The sequence below is a fragment of the Bdellovibrio sp. HCB337 genome (assembly GCF_047302465.1).
Lineage (GTDB): Bacteria > Bdellovibrionota > Bdellovibrionia > Bdellovibrionales > Bdellovibrionaceae > JACMRP01.
Map to the genome: position 1 here is coordinate 3,284,159 of NZ_CP178621.1, position 17,408 is coordinate 3,301,566.

Below are 17,408 nucleotides of genomic sequence, written 5' to 3' on the forward strand. Positions count from 1 at the left end.
GGGAGTCTATGAGACTCCCTCTTTTTTGCGCATCGCGCACTAACGAACTAACGATTAATTAGTTTTTGCCGTCAGTTTTCATGTTTTTAAGCTGATCTGCGAACAAATCACCGAGTGTAGATTTAGAAGTAGCAGTTGCTTTCTTCACATAATCTTCAACGTCAGCTTTTGATTCACGAAGTTTGATCAATTTTGAAGAAAGACCGATCTTACGAGCGTCTTTATCAATAGAGATTACTTCCGCTTTCAAAACTGTACCTGGCTTAACAAAATCTTCAGTTGTGTTGATTTTGTCAGTTGTAAGTTCAGAAATGTGGATCAAACCTTCGATATCAGACTCAAGCTCAACGAAAGCACCAAAATCAGCGATCTTAGTTACTTTAACATCGTGTTGTGTACCGATAGCGTATTTGTTCTCGATGTTTGACCAAGGGTCAGACTCAAGCTGTTTGATACCCAAAGAGAATCTTTCGTTCTCGATGTCTACGCCCAAAACAACCGCGCGTACTTTTTGCCCTTTAGCATAAAGTTCGTTCGGGTGATTTACACGTTTTGTCCAAGAGAAGTCAGAGATGTGAACAAGGCCGTCGATGCCTTCTTCGATACCGATGAAGATACCGAAATCAGTAACAGACTTAACTTCACCTTCAATGATTGTTCCTGGTTGGTAAGATTCTTTCAACTCAACCCATGGATTAGCTTGAAGCTGTTTCATACCCAAGCTGATGCGACGGTTTTCAGTGTCTACTTCAAGAACTACAACTTCAACTTCTTGATCAACCGTTACAACTTGAGATGGATGTTTCACGCGTTTAGTCCAAGACATTTCAGAAACGTGGATAAGACCTTCGATGCCTTCACCAAGTTCTACGAATGCGCCGTATTCAGCCAATGAAACAACTTTACCTTTAAGCTTAGTGCCTGGAGGGTAAGATGCTTTTACAGATTCCCAAGGATCAGGATGCAATTGCTTCATGCCCAAAGACACGCGCTCTTTTTCCTGGTCGTATTTCAATACTTTTACTTGGATTTCGTCGCCCACTTTCAACAATTCTGAAGGGTGCTTTACGCGGCCCCAAGACATGTCAGTGATGTGAAGAAGACCGTCCATACCGCCCAAGTCAATGAACGCACCGTAATCAGTGATGTTCTTAACAAGACCAGTAACGATAGAACCTTCTTTCATAGTATCAAGAGTTTCTGCTCTGAGACTGTCACGTTCTTCTTCAAGAAGAGCGCGGCGAGAAAGAACGATGTTGCCACGTTTTTTATTGAACTTGATAACTTTGAATTTGTACTTCTTGCCGATGTAGATGTCCATGTTACGAACAGGACGCAAATCGATTTGTGAACCAGGCAAGAAAGCTTTAACACCGATATCGACGCTCAAGCCACCTTTGACTTTAGCAACGACGGTACCTTCGATAACTTCTTCGTTCTCTGCAGCTTTAGAGATATCAGACCATGCACGAAGCATATCTGCTTTATCTTTAGAAAGAACGATCATACCGTTTTCGTTTTCGATACGATCAATCAATACTTCTACAGTGTCGCCAGCTTTTACTTCACGTACGCCGTCAACAACGCGGAATTCGTTGATTGCAATAAGTCCTTCAGACTTATAATTGATGTCGACAAGAACGTAATCAGATTGAACTTCGACAACTTTACCGCTGACAACGTCACCGATTTTGAAGTCTTGATCTTTCACTGATGCTTCGAAGATCGAAGTGAATTCGCTTTTGTCAGTGTTTCCGTAGATACCAGGATTGGATGCTACTTTGGAATCTTCTGCGTCCAAGAAAGCTAGAACTTTCTGCTTTTCTTGAGCGGCTTTGTTTAATTGTTTCCCCATAGTAATAATATGTACCTCCCACGTAATAGGTCCTCTAAGTGGCTGGCCCTGGGTGTTAAAAGGCTTCGCCGGGTCCTACCCGTTTAATTTATGAAGAATGGTTGTATAGGCCCGAATTCACTGAGTCAATGCGGAAAGTGAAGCCTCGCGTTGTGGGGAAGATTCCAAAGTCTTTCCTAGGGACTTCACAGCACTCAGGTAAACAACAGCCCTATGAAGTTTTACATAAGCCTCTTAAGCCTGCTTTTGGGGTGTGGCCTTTGCCATGCTCGTACCTACCAACCCGAAATACTCTCTGCACTCAAGTACTTAGAGAGTACTCAAGCAACCCGCTCTGGCGACTACGAACCCGGGCAATGGGCCACTGAGGTCACGGCGATACTGCTGCCAAGCATGGTCGGCGTGGGAGCTTGGGGCAAACCCTACCCCGAAGCCACGATTTTTACGACGGCCAGTATTGTTGGCGTTTTACAGGAAATGCAGGACTCCGACCCCACTTTACGCCAAATCGGCCCCATGGTGGAAAAGGCGATTGATGGCTTTGCACCTTTCTACATGGAGCCCTTCTTTAACTTTTATCCTCCACGCAAAAGAAATGGCGCTTGGGTACGGGGGCCTCGATCGATGTTTTTGGCCCCTTACTTTCGGGGGCTCGCGCACATTCCTCCGGATGCAGATAGCACATCGGTGACTTATTGGGTTCTGCGCGGCCCTGTGCCTGAAACGGTGGTGCAAACTTTCGCAAGAATTCGCGATGTCGATCGCAAGCCCCATTCCTACAACCGTCGCTCCGGCAATGTGAACACCGGAGCTTTCATGACTTGGCTGATGGATGAAAAAGATCCGGACATGCCTCATCGTTTTTGGCAGCCCGAGCTGGGACCGCGCATTCCCTTTGGCACTAATGACGTCGATTGCATTGTGAACGCCAACGTTTTGAAACTTCTGACCCGTATTCAGCGCGACGAAATTCCCGGCTACAAAGAGTCCTGTGAGTTTCTGAAAAAGTCCATTCGGCATTCCGAGTACGGGCGCTGCGGGATTTATTATCCCAATGACTTTATGCTGGCGATGAGTGTGGGTGAACTCAAACAGATGAAAGCGTCTTGCACTGCCAGCGAAGAGCCCACGGTGCTTCGTTATTTACTCGAGACCCAATCCCAAGACGGTTCGTGGATGAATGCACCTCCGGCACGACCGGATCGCATTCAGGCAACGGTAGCCGCATTAAACTCTTTGCTACTTTTAGGAGATTCACAAAATTCGGTGCACCGAAAACGCGTTCACAAAGCTGTGAATTATCTCTTAGCGCACTCACGCCGCAATCGTGATGGGCATTTGAATTGGCGAGGGCAGGTGTTCTTCTCAGCCGTTGCACAAGCACGATTCTCTGTTGTCTGGAGATCCACACCCTACACCACGGCACTGGCAGCAATGGCCCTGCAGCGGGCCGAGAGGTTCTTAGACTAAATCTTGTGAACGAAGTGCGTTTTCTCACCGCGAATGCGTGGGCCGTACACACCGTTGGGGGCTCGTTTGCCTGCACTAATCACCATGGTGACGGCACAGCTTCGCGGTAATCCTAAAAGTTTCTTCACGCGGACTTCATCGAAGCCTTCCATTGGACACGTGTCATAGCCTGCCGCGCGGAATGCCAGCATCAGGTTTTCACAAGCCAATGCCGTAGTTTTTGTCGCCCAAAGGATATTACCAGCTTTGCCGTAAGGTCCGCGCGGAATCACGCGGAAGAGTCCCAAGACATGGGCGACCAATGTTTTGAAAGGACCGAGAATATGCCCGGGTCCATTGCCATAAACGAAAGGCACCAACTTCTGATAGTAAGCCATCACACTCTTCGGAGGTGCCGGCTGCGTTTCAAAATAATCGAGATTAATTTTTTGCCCTAAAGGCCATCTATCGGGTCTTGCCACACAGACAATCAAAGTCGACGAGGTCCTGGCAGCGGGTTGATCCAGGCAATATTGCTGAAGTTTGCGGAGGTTCTCCGGAGACTTCACCCAGTAAAACTCCCAAGGCTGTAAATTAGAGGAATTTGGTGCAAGCAAGGCAATGTCCAAGCACTTCTCGACAACGTCATCTGGCACGGCTTCTTGAGTATAAACGCGCACAGAACGGCGGCTCTCGATCACTTTGGAAAACTCACCAAAGTTGCAATCAGCAGCCGACTCTGAATAAGGCATATTTACGGGTTCTTTAAAAATACTATCGCTCATGGAGATCTCCCGCTAGCAACTCTAGCGGAAGTTGGTAGTGGTAGCTACTCTTTCGGGTTGTCTTCGACAATAATCAGAGTATTCCAAGATTCTTGAGTTTTGATCTTGCCGAACAAGCCTGTCTTGATAGAGCCGTCACGAGTGAAAACCGGCACTTCGCCTTTGTCTTCGCTAAGGATCAAATCATAGACGATTTTGGCATTCTTCTCGGTCAAACGTACGCAACCGCCAGAAGCGCGTGTACCCAGTTCTTTGTAATGATCAGGCGTTGTTGCATGAGTCGCAATACCACCGATAAAGAACACAGAGTAGTTCATCCACGCTTGCCATGTATTAGAGAAGTATTTTTCGTAGGTTTTTGTCGGTGCAAACCAACCCACAGGAGTTGTTGAGAAATAACGACGGCCGCTTTTAGCAAGTTCGTCTTTTTCACGGCCCGTAGAAACCAAGAACTGATAAACCAGCTCGCCACGATGATAGACTTTCATCGTTTGCGCGCTGGGGCCTTTTGTCGCTTTGTTCACAAGAATGACGACTGGAAAGTGCTGTGTAAGATCGATTTTCGCTAAACGATTGTGTTGCTCAAGACTCATCGGAGTCATGTTCAATTCAGGCGCAGAAACTTCCTCGGAAGGCTCTTCACTGAGACCAAGTTCTTCTGCAACTTCTTCAGGAGAAGCAACGTCCATCAGGGATTCTGGCTGTGAAGTTAGGTTTTTAGCCTCAGGAGCACAAGCGGTGATAGCAACAAGAGATAGAACAACAAGAAGAAAACGCATAGAAAGCCTCCGTGGATGACCACGAGGAAAGCTAACTAGGCTTGTGAATTTCTTGCAACTTATTTGTGACGTTTCCGTCTAATTGATCATTCCGTTTTTGGAATGCGTTAATGGTGACAAAATGACTTAATGCCCGTCTTAGTTCAACTTCGTACGAACAAAGCTTTCCACCTTGTTCACCACTTCGTCCAAACCCATGTCCGTTGTGTCCACAACAAAGGCATTCTCTGGAACCTGCAAAGGAGCTGCTTTACGAGTAGAGTCTTGCTTGTCACGTTGCTTTTGCGCTTCTTGGGTTTCGCCTTGATCCAAACCCAATTCTGCCGCACGACGAGCAGCACGGTGTTCGCTAGAAGCTGTTAGATAAATTTTTGCTTCGGCCTGTGGGAACACGACGGTACCACAATCACGGCCTTCGGCGACCAGACCTTGAGGACCAGCGCTGCAATTACGTTGCGCCTCAAGAAGAGCTTTACGAACTTCAGGATAGTGGGAAATTTTGCTGGCAATATTACCGACATCTTCACGCCCGATATCATCAGTCACTTCTTCATTTTGGAAGAATACTTGAGTGCGGTTTGCACCCATGACAACTCTCCATTCAGAAGAATGAGCAAGCTCAGTCAACGCTTTTACATCGGAAATATCCATCTTCAAACGAAGAGCCGCATAGCCCAAACCACGATAAAATGCGCCTGTAGAAACCCACTGCCAACCAAGGCGATTTGCCAACTCACGGCTGACTGTAGATTTACCTGATGCTGCGGGTCCGTCGATTGTAATTACCATTCCCATTTCATTCCTAAATAATATCTATTTCGCTTGTGGAATCGTTTTTAAAACTTCTTCCAACGCTGTCATTGCCGCTAGATTTTCCTCTTCAAGTCCTACGCTCAAACGCAAATGAGTCGCAAAGCCGTAGTTCTTGATAGGTCTCATGATAATCCCCTTACGTAACAAAGCTTCATTTACTTGAGCCGCATCACGAAGTGTATCGAACATCACGAAATTACCTTGGGATTCTATATAAGGCAGTCCCATTTTCTGTAACTTCTCGTAGAAGTAATCAAGTCCTTTCCACACAATCTGTTGCGATGCTGCAATGAATTCAGAATCCTGCAAAGCGGCAACAGCTGCGACTTGCGCTAAATCATTGACATTAAATGGTTTGCGCACGCGATTAAAAATCTCGATAACTTCTGGTGGAGCCACCATGCCACCTAGACGCAATCCTGCCAAACCAAAGATTTTAGAAAAGGTACGAAGAGCGATCACATTTTTGTACTTACGAATAAACTCATCGGCGTTTGCGTAATCCTTCGCGCGCACGAATTCATTGTAAGCTTCGTCAAAGACGATCAAAACGTCCTCTCTGTTTCCTAGACGGGACAGGAACGCTTCAACTTCCGCACGAGGTGCATAAGTACCAGTTGGATTGTTGGGATTCGCTATGAAAATCAAGCGGATCTTGGCTTCTGGATGAGCAAAGAAGTAGTCACCCATCGCTTTAAGATCAAATTTATAGTCCGAAGTATACGGAACAATATGCACTTTCGCGCGATTTGCCTGAGCACTGATCTCGTAAGCCGAGAACGCCGATTGAGACGTCAAAACCCCGTCTCCGGGCTCACAATAGATGCGCACCAAGATATCGATCAACTCATCAGACCCATTCCCAAGTCCTAATTGTTGAACCGGGAAGTTCCACTTTTTAGAAAGAGTCTGCAAAAGGTCGTAGGCCGTTGGATCTGGATAACGATGTAATTGCTGTAAAAGATTCTTGATTGCAGCAATTGCCTTGGGACTTGGGCCGAGGGGATTTTCGTTGCTGGCTAGTTTAATAACTTTCGTAAGTCCGTATTCTCGCTGAGTTTCTGAGATTGGTTTCCCTGGTTTGTATGGAATCAGGCTGACAATTTCCGGTGAAACTTTCACAGGGGGCCCCTTTCGGACTACCTTTTAAGGTTCGTTTTAGTTATATTGAACTTGAAATTTACAACTTAGCTTTAACAACAATTGCGCAGATATTCAAGGACCCATGGCTCAAGCGGAAACGGATGTTATTCTATCTCTCTACGTAGGTGAATCTTTCGTAGAAGCTCACCTGTCCCATAATCAAAAATCAATTCACTTCAATCGTTGGTATTTAGGAAAAGAAGGCTTTAAAAGTGGCCTCCAAAAGTTTTTCCAAGAAGCTGGCGTGGCTCAAGTGCAAAAAGCCTATGTGGCTTCGCGCTTTGTCGAAAAAATCTTTGCCTATCGCCTGGGTGGTAGCGTTGCTACCTTGACCACAAAAGGTTTTGAAAACTGGCCGGGAATGCGTCAACCAACCAATCTAAAGGTAGGACCACTCTCTTCGGTCGATCTTTTGTTTGCTATCGACGAGCGTTGCAGTGCTGACGGCATCTTGGAAACAGAGCTTTCAGATGCAGAAGTGACAGAGACCCTTGAAAAACTCCGTCAAAAACAAGCAAAGCGTGTTTGTATTCACTTTTTGAACGCTTCTAAAAATCCGCATAATCAAAACAAGATGAAAGAAGCACTTCTGAAGGAAAACTTCGAAGTCTTCACTCCAACCGTGACTGCCGAAAATGCCGATGAAGTGTCCGAGTGGAGAAAAAACATTCTGAATGCTTCTCTCAGCGGAACTTTTGCCGAAGTCCAAGACGAACTCAATGAAGGATTGAAAGCTTTTCTGCCCGAAGGACAAAGAGCTTCTTTCTATGCAGCAGACGGCACTCTATTTGATCGCGAAAACCACCAACGCCTGAGTTCTCTTTGGGGAGCTTTCGGTATTTGGACTCAAGCGCTCAGAAAAAAACACGCGTCTGAAAAGTTTGATGTCCTTTATTTGGGCCTTGAACAGTTTAATTTGCTAAATCCGCTAAAACAAAACCAAGTGTGGAATAGTCCTTGGGGCGTGATTCATGCGCCGCAAGTTCAGAATCAGGTTTTGTCTTTGCAACCAACGACATCCATCGAAATAGACGCTTGGGGCGAGCTTGCATTCTCTAAAAACGCTCTCGGCTACGAGCCAGGTCCTATGTTTATGGGGCGCGGGCAAGTTCCAACCTTCTTGGATTTGTGGTCAGAAAATACAGCTGATCTTAAAGGCGTCGCAGACCGACGCTCTCCTCAGGGGTTGCAAAAGTTTAAAAACCAGCTCTGGGCTTTGAATAAAACCTCGAATCAACAATACGACTCTGAGGCAAAACTTCTTACCAGTTTGCAAAATCTCGCAATGCAAAAGCTCGGTATGGAAATCACTCTCCGCGCTGAGAATAAGAAAATCTATTGCCTTGGCGCTTTAGCCCCGTTGTTTGTCAGCGAGCTTAAAAAACGTCTTCCTCAATTCCAACTGGAACTGCTTCCGGAAACTGAAACTTCTCTTTTGCTGAATCAGGGGTCCGCACATGTTATCTAGCTGGATTTTCGAAGTTGTAGATCTTTATCTGAAGAACGAAAAAAGTGCGGCGCTAATTTCTCGCGAAGGCGATATCCTTCATGCGAAATCGGATCTTGGTTTTGAAGTCACCGGCTTCAAATACTTGACTGAAAACTCTCTGAAATACATTTCTTTGAAGCCAGGTGAAATCCTCATCACCAATGACTCTTATAGTGGTGGCAGCTTTCTGCACCGTTATAGCTTCTTGATGCCACTGACTTCTGCGGAAGGCACTCACCCTGGGCTTCTTTTGTGCGTACGCCGCGAGTTTGCTCCGGGTCTGAATATCAGTGCGAAATTGGATGATGAAGGTTTGCGTATTCCGCCGACTCCGATCTTCCAAGGCGGTCAATTGGTGACGCCAATTATTGAAGCCATGTCTATGCATCCGCTTTGCCCACAAGGCTTCAAAGCGTGGTTGCAAAATACAGTGGCTGAATTGGGCGACCTTCACAAAAAGTGGATGGCTCTTGAGAAGAACTGCAAATTCTCACTCACCTCAAACGAAATTAAAAAATTCATCAGCTTCTCGCAAAAGTACTCTGCCGATAAAATTCAAGAGAAAGCCCAAGGCGAAAGCCGCGCGGAAGTACGTCTTGATAGCGGCGAAGTTTTGAAATTGCATTTAGAAGTTCATAATGGCCTGGTGAAAGCGGATTTCAGCGGCAGCAGCCCTGGATTTAAAACCCATCTTCCAGATCTTGCAACTTTCGGCGCCTGTTATGCTGCTTTGGCCAGCTTCTATGGTCTTACTTGCTTTAAAACCACTGGAAGCTTCTCGGTTCTGCAAGTGACGAAACCTTTGGGATGTTTTCTGAACGCCAAATATCCATCGTCGACTCATCAGGGCTTCCATGTCGGCGTCGCCGCCGTCCAAATGGCAATGAATATGGCTTTGCACCAGATCGTGAAAAATACGAATCCCCTTTTTGCAGAGAACGACATCAAGATTGAAATGGCCTTTACTCAAGGCGGTCATTGGTTAAGCCACTGGTCTGCAAAAGCTTGCTGTGAAAGTGTTTCTGTTGAAAACATCGAAGCTAAGTATCCAGTGCAGATCTTGAAGATGGAAAAAACCCAAGAGAATATGCATTTCGCATTAGAGTTTAAAACTCTAGCCGCTTGTCAGATTCGCTGGTTGACCGACTTCACTGTGAATACGATTCGTCCACCTCGTGGGATGAAAACACCAACGCCAACAAAGATTGAAAGCCTGAACGACAAAGGCGAATGGATCCCGCTTCCTTCTCAAGGCAGCACGGACCTATTGCCCGGCACGCGCCTGCGTGTAGATATTCACGGCTCATTCGCTCAGAATTAATTCATGATAAGAAGGGGAATCCCCCTTCTCTTATTTACAAGATTTTACCGCCAGCTGCGATCAGCGCCTGCTTGATCTTCTCGATGTGTTCTGGACTGCTGGTCTCTAGAACGAACTCGATTCTTGTTTCGCGCAAGAAGAGCCCCTGAGAGATACGATCGTGGTGCACCTCTAGGATATTTGCTTTTTGCTCTGCAATCGCTTTTGTCAGGCGGTTTAGATTTCCTGGAAGATCATCTACGACCACTGACAATTCAGCTAGTCTTCCGCGTTTAGTTTGACCTTTTTCGATGATCTTTGAAATGACGTTTAAGTCTACGTTGCCACCGCTCAAGATGATGCACGTTTTTTTACCTAGCTTCAGTTTGCGATTCATCGCTGCTGCCATTGCTGCTGCGCCTGAGCCTTCCGTCATGGTTTTTGCGCGTTCTAATAAGAACACAATTGCTTCTGCGAGCTCGTCATCCGTCACCGTGACAACTTCATCGACGTTTTTTGCAATGAAGCTATCATAGACGATTTGGGATGGATGCTTAATCGCAATACCATCGGCAATTGTCGAGATTCTTTTTCTTGGCTCTGGCGATTGCTTATGAAAAAGCTGCGACATGCCTGGTGCTTGATCAGATTGTACACCGATGATTTTGATTTTGGGGTTGAGCGTTTTTAATGCCGTAGAAATACCACTGATCAGTCCACCGCCACCAATGGGAATAATGACTGTATCAAGATCCGGTATTTGCTCGTGCAGCTCTAAGCCAATAGTGCCTTGGCCTGCAATGATGTGAGCATCTTCATAGGGATGAACGAAAACATAACCTTCCGTTTTTTCTAAGTGACGAGCATGCTCGTAGGCATCGTCATAGATCTCGCCCTTTAAAATGACCTCCGCGCCATAGCCACGAGTCGCATTCACCTTTGTCAGTGGTGCGTTCTCGGGCATCACGATGGTGGCTTTCACTCCTGCCAACGCAGCACTCAAGGCAACCCCTTGTGCGTGATTGCCGGCAGAGCTTGCGACCACTCCGCGTTTTTTTTCTTCGTTAGTCAGATTAATGATTTTATTGTAGGCACCACGGATCTTGAAACTGCCCGTGCGCTGAGTATTTTCAAATTTAAGGTAAACATCAGAACCAAGAAGTCTGCTAGCACTTATCGAGTGATCCACTTCCGTTGTCTTAGAGATATTTTTTAACGTTTCACGCGCTTTGCGAATTTCCTCGATCGTGACTTTCATAAACACTTTCTACCAGTACGCCGTCAGTCCCCAAATCGGTGGATAGGATTTATAGGGAAGAATGGATTCCTCACTGGATTTCGACTCTTTTCGGAGGGGTAATCCCATGAAGATACTTTCATCGAAATAATGAAAGGGTGCAAGGTGCTTCCCACAACAAGTGCAGGTCGTAACCAATTGCCCAGAGGCTTCATTTGTAGTGCCGCAAACGTGACAACGTCTGTAATGTACTTTTGATTCCATAGTGTTTTTGACCTCCACCTGATATTGCGCTTCAGACTTTGGTCTTGCAAGAATGGGGGCCCACTCTAAGTATTTGAAATCCCACAAATTAACGTACGATGACTTTACGCGTCAGGCGCAAATTGCAGAGGTTACCTACTCTTGATGGGAAGCTCCGTAAACCCAAGAAATCTGAAAAATAAAGGCCTTTACATCTCAGAGTGATACAGACGAGCGGCCCTAGGTCTGGATCCACTACTTATCCTATGGAAATTACTGGGAAGGCCGTAAAATAAGGAAAGAGCAGAAATGGATTTTTGCCGAAAGGTCAAAGCGATGAAAAACTGGGTTGTAATCCCTCTCGTCACTTTTTTGTTTTCACTTTCTTCAGCACACGCCAACGAAGAGATGAATAAGCCGCGAAGCTTTTTTATCTCCCACAAACAGTTCATGAGCCTTACACCGGCTGAACAAAAAACGTATGTGAAAAAAATGAAAGAGATGGTCAGTGAAATGGCAGTGACCTTCCCTTATTTTGCGGAAGAAATGTCAGCTCGCTCGAGCCTCTTCGAGCAACTCTGGCGCATGAATGCTCCGACGGCTTTCGGAAACGCGGATGCTCTTCCCAGCGATAGTTATCTTTATTCTCACGCCATTGATTCTGCGCGAATGGCCCGAGACTATTATACAGATATCTCCAGAGCTCGAGTCGCAAACATGACGGTTGCGCAAAAATCAGAGCTTGTGGAAAAATATCGCCAGTCTCTCTACTGGGCAGCTGCATCTGCAGGTGCCGCTCATCACATCCGCAATAATGACTTACGCAAAATGGTACTCTCAGAAGTTTCTAAGAAAACCGCAAGAGATGTTATTAGAGCGGAATCCAAAATTAAAACGATTGCTGATGAATCCGAGTATGCCGAAGTTCGCAAACAATTCCTCAATAAAGGCCTTGAAGGCAAACTTTCTATCATTGAAACTCAGTTTCCGCCGAACTCTCTAATCCAATATGGACGAACTCTGAGCTCTTCAAACATACCTGCGAATAGACCGGCAGAGACTAGTGCCGCACCAGCGACAACATCTGCTCCACCGGCAACTCAACCTGCAGCGCCTCCAGCAGCTCAACCAGAAGCAGATAAACCAGCTGCTGCGACTACGAATGAACCAGAGATGCCTCTTCCAGTTCCTGTTCCTCCGGGAAAGTTCGATCCAAATGCCCCAGCAGTTCCACTTGCGAACTCTTATCGCTGTATGTATGCGGGCTTCATCATCCCGAACGATCCTTGTATAGCTCCGAGCGAACTTCCTTGGAAACTTGATGGACTTGGCGAAGACTTTGCCTGCGGTGGCGGCACGGTGATGTGCAACCCGTTCATGTTCGGCTTTAAATCTGCTAGCTGTGGTTGGGTTGATGCCATCGAAAAAGGTCGCACTGATAAATGCTGGGCAGAGGCGAAACCTTACTGCGTAAAACCAGGTCTCTATGCGACGAAATCTTGTACTGACTTGAGTAACAACGACGACTCTCTGCAAGCTGCCGTAGAGCTTATTCGCAGAAATGAAACTGCCTTCAATGAACTGGGCAATAGCTTCCAAGATCTGTGCAAACTTGAACGTATCAACTTCAATAGCTATCCACGCAAGAGAACTGCACAGAATATTGAGCGTAGTAAAGCAGATATCAAAAGAACTTGTAAGGTCGCCGAAGGACGTATGGACGAAATAGCAAAACGTTACGGCATCACCAAGGGACCAGACGTGGCACCAACTCTCAAAGGCAAAGAGCTTCTACAAGTTAAGAAGCCTGCACCAGCTCTGACTGGTAAAGACCTGTTGATGTGGAAGCCGCCTAAAAAGAACGAAGGTTCTAAGTAAAACTATTGGCCTTCAATGAACTTCTGATGAAGTCTTTGAATGGCCAATGGCCCCTGCTCTTCACTCACGATAAAACAGAAATTGTGTTTGCTAGCCCCGAGGCAGATCATACGCACATTGATGTCCGCGATAGTCTCGAAAACTTTCTTTCCAAGTCCCGCTGTGTGATTGATATTATTTCCAATCAAAGACACCAACGCTAGATTCTCTTCCACTTGCACGTCGGCAATCTCGGATAAATCTGCAATCAGGCGTTTATTCAACAATGCTGAATCATCCAAAGTTACACTGACTGAAATCTCGGAAGTTGTGATCGCATCGATACTGACTTTGTGGTCATTGAAGATTTTAAAAATCTGAAACAAGAAACCATGCGCATGCAACATCGCTGGCGTAGAAAGCGTCACAAGAACCTGCTTTTTACGAAGGGCCATTGCACGGATGAGCGGATAGTCTTCAACTTCTTTACGCACCCACGTGCCTTTAGCGCCAGATTCAAAGCTAGAACCTACAAAAACCGGAATGTTTTTACGAACCGCAGGCAACAGCGTTGCTGGGTGAAGTACTTTCGCTCCGAAGGTTGCAAGCTCTGAAGCTTCTTGGAAAGAAATCTCGTCAATGGGCTTTGCCTTCGGGCACAAGCGCGGATCCGTGGTGGCAATCCCCGCCACATCCGTCCAGATCTCTAGAATGTCGGCAGAAACTCCTTCGGCCAAAATCGCTGCCGAATAGTCACTGCCCCCACGACCTAAAGTCGTCGTCATGCCATCCTCGGTGCGACCAATAAAACCTTGGGTCACATACACGGTTTTGAAATCACGCAAATTCACTAACCGTTTGCCACACAAAGAGATGATTTCTTCAGTTAATGGACGGGCCTTGCTAAAAGCATCGTCTGTACGAAGGACATCACGTACATCTAAAAGTTCGGACTTTTTGCCAGAGCCATGCGTTTTTAAAACTTGCCCCATCGCTTCGGTGAAAAGAACCGAAGACATTCTTTCACCCAAGCTCATCAACGTATCCATGGCTTTAATAGAACAATCTTTTAAAAGATGAATTCCGCGAGCCAAGGATTCTTTCTCTTCAAACAAAGCTTCCAGTTGAGTCCGCGTTGCTGCAGAAACTTTGAGTTCTTCAGCAATTTGCAAATGTCTGTCGCGGATTTTTTTCAAAAGCACTTCAGATTCAGACCATGCTTTTGCTTGGGCTGTTTTCCCAAGCTCAATCAAAGCATTGGTTGTGCCGGAAGTTGCGGAAACTACAACAATGCTAGAATTTTGTTTGAAAGAAACCTCTGCACTACGAAGCATGCACAAGGCATCACCCATCGAGGTTCCACCGAATTTCGATACGACGACTTTACTCACAGGAGCTCTCCTGAAAAGATTATGTACTAAATTGCAGAGCAAATCTTTTGGAAGGACGGCACTTCTAGTGAAGCTCCTCCAACCAAAAATCCATCCACGTGTGGAATTTGAATCAAACCTGCCGCATTGTCAGGTTTCACACTGCCTCCGTAGAGGATAGGAGCAGTAAAGCCTAATGTGCTTAAAATCTCAAATACATCTTTGTGAGTTTCTTGTACTTGTTCTGGAGTGGCTACTTTACCAGTGCCGATGGCCCATACAGGTTCATAGGCAACAACCAGAGTTTTTACTTTATCAGCTTTCGCAAGTCCCGCGGTCAGCTGAGTTTTCAAGACGCTTTTAGTTTGGCCCGCTTCGCGCTCTTGCAAAGTTTCACCAATACAAAGCATAGGCACTAAACCAAGCCCTTGAGTGAAGGCCACTTTGTCCGCAAGAAGCTCGTTCTTTTCTGCGAACAACTGGCGGCGCTCGCTATGGCCGATAAGCACGTACTTGCCACCAAGCTCTTTCACAACCGCAGCAGAGTTTTCCCCGGTGAAAGCACCTTGTGCCTGGAAGTAAGCGTTTTGAACGCCGAAGCTCAAGTCATAACCTGCATTGATTTTTTGAATAGAAGTGCTCGCCGCTTCTAAAGACATCGCCGACGGGAAAAAGACCACTTCATTTTTACTACCTTTAAAAGCTTCACTCCATTGTGCGAAAAACTCGCGTGTTTCTTTCGGAGATTTAAAAAGCTTCCAATTCGCAGCAAAAATTTTCTTCATAGCATTTCCCAGTTGTCTGGGGCTCGAGGCCCCATGCAGTCTTAGTTGCGGATTTTAGTACGGAGAATTTCAAGGCCTGGCAAACGATCGCCTTGAAGGTATTCAAGACTCGCTCCACCGCCCGTAGAAATATGGGTCATCTTATCTGCATAACCAGAAGCTTCCGCCGCCGCTGCAGAGTCACCACCACCTACAATTTTATTTCCAGAGTTTTCGGCCAAAGCTTTAGCGATCGCAAAAGTTCCTTTTGAGAACTCTGCAGTTTCAAAAACGCCCATAGGACCATTCCAGAAAACTGTCGCAGCCTCATGCAAAGCCGTGCTGTATGCTTTGATCGTTTTTGGCCCGATATCCACGCCCAATTCGTTGTCTGCGATATTCATATCATTTGTCGTATGCGCAGACTTCGTGTCAGAGATTGACGTAGTCACAACGTGATCTACTGGCAATAACAACGTCTTATTGCGAGCTTCAATACGCTCGACCATTTGGCGGGCGTAATTCAATTTTTCGCCCTCAACCAAAGATTTTCCAACCGCATGGCCTTTTGCTTTCAAGAACGTGTAAGCCATCGCACCGCCAATGACAAAGCCATCAACGATATCCAATAACTTTTCAATCACGGCGATTTTGTCAGAAACTTTCGCGCCACCAAGAACAGCCAAGTATGGACGTTTTGGATTATCCAAAAGACTGTCCAGCATGTTGATTTCTTTTTCGATCAAGAAACCAATACCTTTATTTTTCATGATGTTTGGAAGCGCATGAATGCTCGCATGAGCTCTGTGAGAAGCTCCGAAAGCATCGTTCACGTAAACGTCAGAATATCCAGCCCAAACTGTTGCTAGCTCTTCGCTGTCTTTAGTTTCACCAGGATTGAAACGCACGTTTTCTAGAAGAAGCAGCTGAGTCTTTCTCAAGTTTTGAAGCAACGCCTTGATACCATCGCTGGCAATGTCTTCCCACAAAATCACTTCTGCGCTCAAAAGCTCAGACAAGCGTTTTGCAACGGGTTCCATAGAAAACTCGCGGTCTGCTTCCGTTTTTGGGCGACCCAAGTGAGAACACATAACAATCTTAGCGCCGTTATCCATCAAATACTTGATTGTCGGCAAACTCGCAGTGATGCGAGTTTCATCAGAAATTTTTCCGTTCTCAAGCGGCACGTTCAAATCAAGGCGCAAGAAAACTACTTTACCGGTTACTTCAAGATCGCGAACCGTTTTAATACCTTTAAGACCAGAAGCCATGATTAAAGTCCTTTAGCTGCCATGTGAAGAGCAACATCCACCATACGGTTGCTGAAGCCAGTTTCGTTGTCGTACCAAGCAAGAACTTTCACCATACGAGGCCCCACTGTCATTGTAGAAGCCAAGTCGACGATTGAAGAATGTTTGTTGCCGTTGAAATCAACGCTGACAAGTTCTTTTGTTTCGCAAGCAAGGATGCCTTTCAAAGCACCTTTAGAAGCTTCGATCAAAGCGTTGTTCACAGATTCTCTTGTGACATCTTTTTTCGCTGTGAAAGTGAAATCCACAACGCTCACGTTCGGAGTTGGAACGCGGATCGAGATCCCGTCGATTTTGCCTTTCAACTCAGGCAATACAAGTCCCACGTTCTTCGCAGCACCTGTTGTCGTCGGAATCATGCTGACAGCCGCTGCACGTGCACGGCGCAGATCTTTGTGAGGAGCATCCAAGATTTTTTGGTCATTCGTGTAAGAGTGAACCGTCATCATAGTTCCATGCTCGATACCGAATGCATCGTTCAGAACTTTCGCCAAAGGAGCCAAGCAGTTTGTCGTGCAAGAAGCGTTAGAGACCACTTGATGTTTTGCTGGATCGTAAGCCAAGTGATTGATTCCGTACACCATCGTGATGTCGGCGCCTTTTTCTGCAGGGCCAGAAACCAAAACGCGTTTCGCGCCCGCACTCATGTGTTGTGTGAATTCAGATTTGTCTTTGAAAGCGCCTGTGCACTCAAGAACCAAATCGACTCCCCAGTCTTTCCAAGGAATTTCAGCTGGGTTTTTTGTTTTTGCGATGTGGATTGTTTTGCCGTTTACAACCAAGTCTTTTTCAGTTGTAGAAACGTCCGCATTGAAAACGCCATGAGCAGAATCGTACTTCAAAAGATGAGCGTTGCCTTCAAGACTGTCTAGAGAGTTAATACCAACGATATCGAACTTTTCAAAACCAGCTCTGAATAAAACACGACCGATACGACCAAAACCATTGATACCAACACGCAATTTAGACATAGGGGGCTCCTTGATAATTTGAAGCCCCCAATTTGGGGCAGAG

At 46.1% G+C, this 17,408-nt stretch carries 14 protein-coding genes; 4 read left to right on the forward strand and 10 right to left on the reverse strand.

The window, feature by feature from the left end; translation table 11 throughout:
• Positions 1-58: 58 nt before the first annotated feature.
• Complete coding sequence (locus ACLWBB_RS15870) at positions 59-1,855, reverse strand: 30S ribosomal protein S1 (protein ID WP_413288535.1); 1,797 nt, start codon at positions 1,853-1,855, stop codon at positions 59-61.
• 213 nt (positions 1,856-2,068) lie between these two features.
• Between ACLWBB_RS15870 and ACLWBB_RS15875 the strand changes: the two genes are divergently transcribed.
• Positions 2,069-3,325 carry a hypothetical protein gene (locus ACLWBB_RS15875; RefSeq protein WP_413288536.1) on the forward strand — a complete coding sequence of 419 codons (1,257 nt, stop codon included), beginning with the start codon at positions 2,069-2,071 and terminating at the stop codon, positions 3,323-3,325.
• Here the strand turns inward: ACLWBB_RS15875 and ACLWBB_RS15880 are convergent.
• The 4 genes from ACLWBB_RS15880 to hisC form a co-directional block, all read right to left on the reverse strand.
• Positions 3,322-4,089: a nitroreductase family protein gene (locus tag ACLWBB_RS15880; protein ID WP_413288537.1), complete on the reverse strand. Its 768-nt coding sequence runs from the start codon at positions 4,087-4,089 to the stop codon at positions 3,322-3,324. The two genes, ACLWBB_RS15875 and ACLWBB_RS15880, sit on opposite strands and share 4 nt — an antisense overlap.
• A 44-nt stretch (positions 4,090-4,133) precedes the next feature.
• On the reverse strand, positions 4,134-4,868 hold the full coding sequence (locus tag ACLWBB_RS15885; RefSeq protein ID WP_413288538.1) for a L,D-transpeptidase: 735 nt from the start codon (positions 4,866-4,868) through the stop codon (positions 4,134-4,136).
• 138 nt (positions 4,869-5,006) lie between these two features.
• Positions 5,007-5,657: a (d)CMP kinase gene (gene cmk / locus ACLWBB_RS15890; protein WP_413288539.1), complete on the reverse strand. Its 651-nt coding sequence runs from the start codon at positions 5,655-5,657 to the stop codon at positions 5,007-5,009.
• A gap of 24 nt (positions 5,658-5,681) precedes the next feature.
• Entirely contained in the window at positions 5,682-6,803 is a 1,122-nt protein-coding gene (gene hisC, locus ACLWBB_RS15895; protein WP_413288540.1) for a histidinol-phosphate transaminase, read from the reverse strand.
• Between the two features lie 103 nt (positions 6,804-6,906).
• Here hisC and ACLWBB_RS15900 point away from each other — a divergent pair, with 103 nt between their 5' ends.
• Together ACLWBB_RS15900 and ACLWBB_RS15905 are read left to right on the forward strand one after the other, a co-directional pair.
• Positions 6,907-8,292: a hydantoinase/oxoprolinase N-terminal domain-containing protein gene (locus ACLWBB_RS15900; protein ID WP_413288541.1), complete on the forward strand. Its 1,386-nt coding sequence runs from the start codon at positions 6,907-6,909 to the stop codon at positions 8,290-8,292.
• Entirely contained in the window at positions 8,282-9,634 is a 1,353-nt protein-coding gene (locus ACLWBB_RS15905) for a hydantoinase B/oxoprolinase family protein (protein ID WP_413288542.1), read from the forward strand. Before ACLWBB_RS15900 ends, ACLWBB_RS15905 begins: the two co-directional genes overlap by 11 nt.
• A gap of 34 nt (positions 9,635-9,668) precedes the next feature.
• On the opposite strand, the gene ilvA is transcribed toward ACLWBB_RS15905, so the two are convergent.
• On the reverse strand, positions 9,669-10,871 hold the full coding sequence (gene ilvA, locus ACLWBB_RS15910; protein ID WP_413288543.1) for a threonine ammonia-lyase: 1,203 nt from the start codon (positions 10,869-10,871) through the stop codon (positions 9,669-9,671).
• Between the two features lie 672 nt (positions 10,872-11,543).
• Between ilvA and ACLWBB_RS15915 the strand changes: the two genes are divergently transcribed.
• Positions 11,544-12,971 carry a hypothetical protein gene (locus ACLWBB_RS15915; protein WP_413288544.1) on the forward strand — a complete coding sequence of 476 codons (1,428 nt, stop codon included), beginning with the start codon at positions 11,544-11,546 and terminating at the stop codon, positions 12,969-12,971.
• Positions 12,972-12,973: 2 nt separating this feature from the next.
• On the opposite strand, the gene lysC is transcribed toward ACLWBB_RS15915, so the two are convergent.
• Genes lysC through gap form a run of 4 tightly spaced genes read right to left on the reverse strand, consistent with a single transcriptional unit; the run spans position 12,974 to position 17,365 of the window.
• The gene (gene lysC, locus ACLWBB_RS15920) at positions 12,974-14,341 is read right to left on the reverse strand and encodes a lysine-sensitive aspartokinase 3 (protein WP_413288545.1); all 1,368 of its coding nucleotides are present in this window, start codon (positions 14,339-14,341) and stop codon (positions 12,974-12,976) included.
• Between the two features lie 26 nt (positions 14,342-14,367).
• Positions 14,368-15,105: a triose-phosphate isomerase gene (gene tpiA, locus ACLWBB_RS15925; protein ID WP_413288546.1), complete on the reverse strand. Its 738-nt coding sequence runs from the start codon at positions 15,103-15,105 to the stop codon at positions 14,368-14,370.
• Positions 15,106-15,146: 41 nt separating this feature from the next.
• Positions 15,147-16,355: a phosphoglycerate kinase gene (locus ACLWBB_RS15930; protein WP_413288547.1), complete on the reverse strand. Its 1,209-nt coding sequence runs from the start codon at positions 16,353-16,355 to the stop codon at positions 15,147-15,149.
• Between the two features lie 2 nt (positions 16,356-16,357).
• A complete protein-coding gene (gene gap / locus ACLWBB_RS15935) occupies positions 16,358-17,365 on the reverse strand; it encodes a type I glyceraldehyde-3-phosphate dehydrogenase (RefSeq protein ID WP_413288548.1) in 1,008 nt (335 codons plus the stop codon).
• Between the last annotated feature and the right edge of the window lie 43 nt (positions 17,366-17,408).

Bases quoted from the DNA above. Each gene is read 5' to 3' on its own strand.
- ACLWBB_RS15870 (WP_413288535.1), bottom strand. From the start codon at position 1,855: ATGGGGAAACAATTAAACAAAGCCGCTCAAGAAAAGCAGAAAGTTCTA.
- ACLWBB_RS15875 (WP_413288536.1), top strand. From the start codon at position 2,069: ATGAAGTTTTACATAAGCCTCTTAAGCCTGCTTTTGGGGTGTGGCCTT.
- ACLWBB_RS15880 (WP_413288537.1), bottom strand. From the start codon at position 4,089: ATGAGCGATAGTATTTTTAAAGAACCCGTAAATATGCCTTATTCAGAG.
- ACLWBB_RS15885 (WP_413288538.1), bottom strand. From the start codon at position 4,868: ATGCGTTTTCTTCTTGTTGTTCTATCTCTTGTTGCTATCACCGCTTGT.
- cmk (WP_413288539.1), bottom strand. From the start codon at position 5,657: ATGGTAATTACAATCGACGGACCCGCAGCATCAGGTAAATCTACAGTC.
- ACLWBB_RS15900 (WP_413288541.1), top strand. From the start codon at position 6,907: ATGGCTCAAGCGGAAACGGATGTTATTCTATCTCTCTACGTAGGTGAA.
- ACLWBB_RS15905 (WP_413288542.1), top strand. From the start codon at position 8,282: ATGTTATCTAGCTGGATTTTCGAAGTTGTAGATCTTTATCTGAAGAAC.
- ilvA (WP_413288543.1), bottom strand. From the start codon at position 10,871: ATGAAAGTCACGATCGAGGAAATTCGCAAAGCGCGTGAAACGTTAAAA.
- ACLWBB_RS15915 (WP_413288544.1), top strand. From the start codon at position 11,544: ATGAGCCTTACACCGGCTGAACAAAAAACGTATGTGAAAAAAATGAAA.
- tpiA (WP_413288546.1), bottom strand. From the start codon at position 15,105: ATGAAGAAAATTTTTGCTGCGAATTGGAAGCTTTTTAAATCTCCGAAA.
- ACLWBB_RS15930 (WP_413288547.1), bottom strand. From the start codon at position 16,355: ATGGCTTCTGGTCTTAAAGGTATTAAAACGGTTCGCGATCTTGAAGTA.
- gap (WP_413288548.1), bottom strand. From the start codon at position 17,365: ATGTCTAAATTGCGTGTTGGTATCAATGGTTTTGGTCGTATCGGTCGT.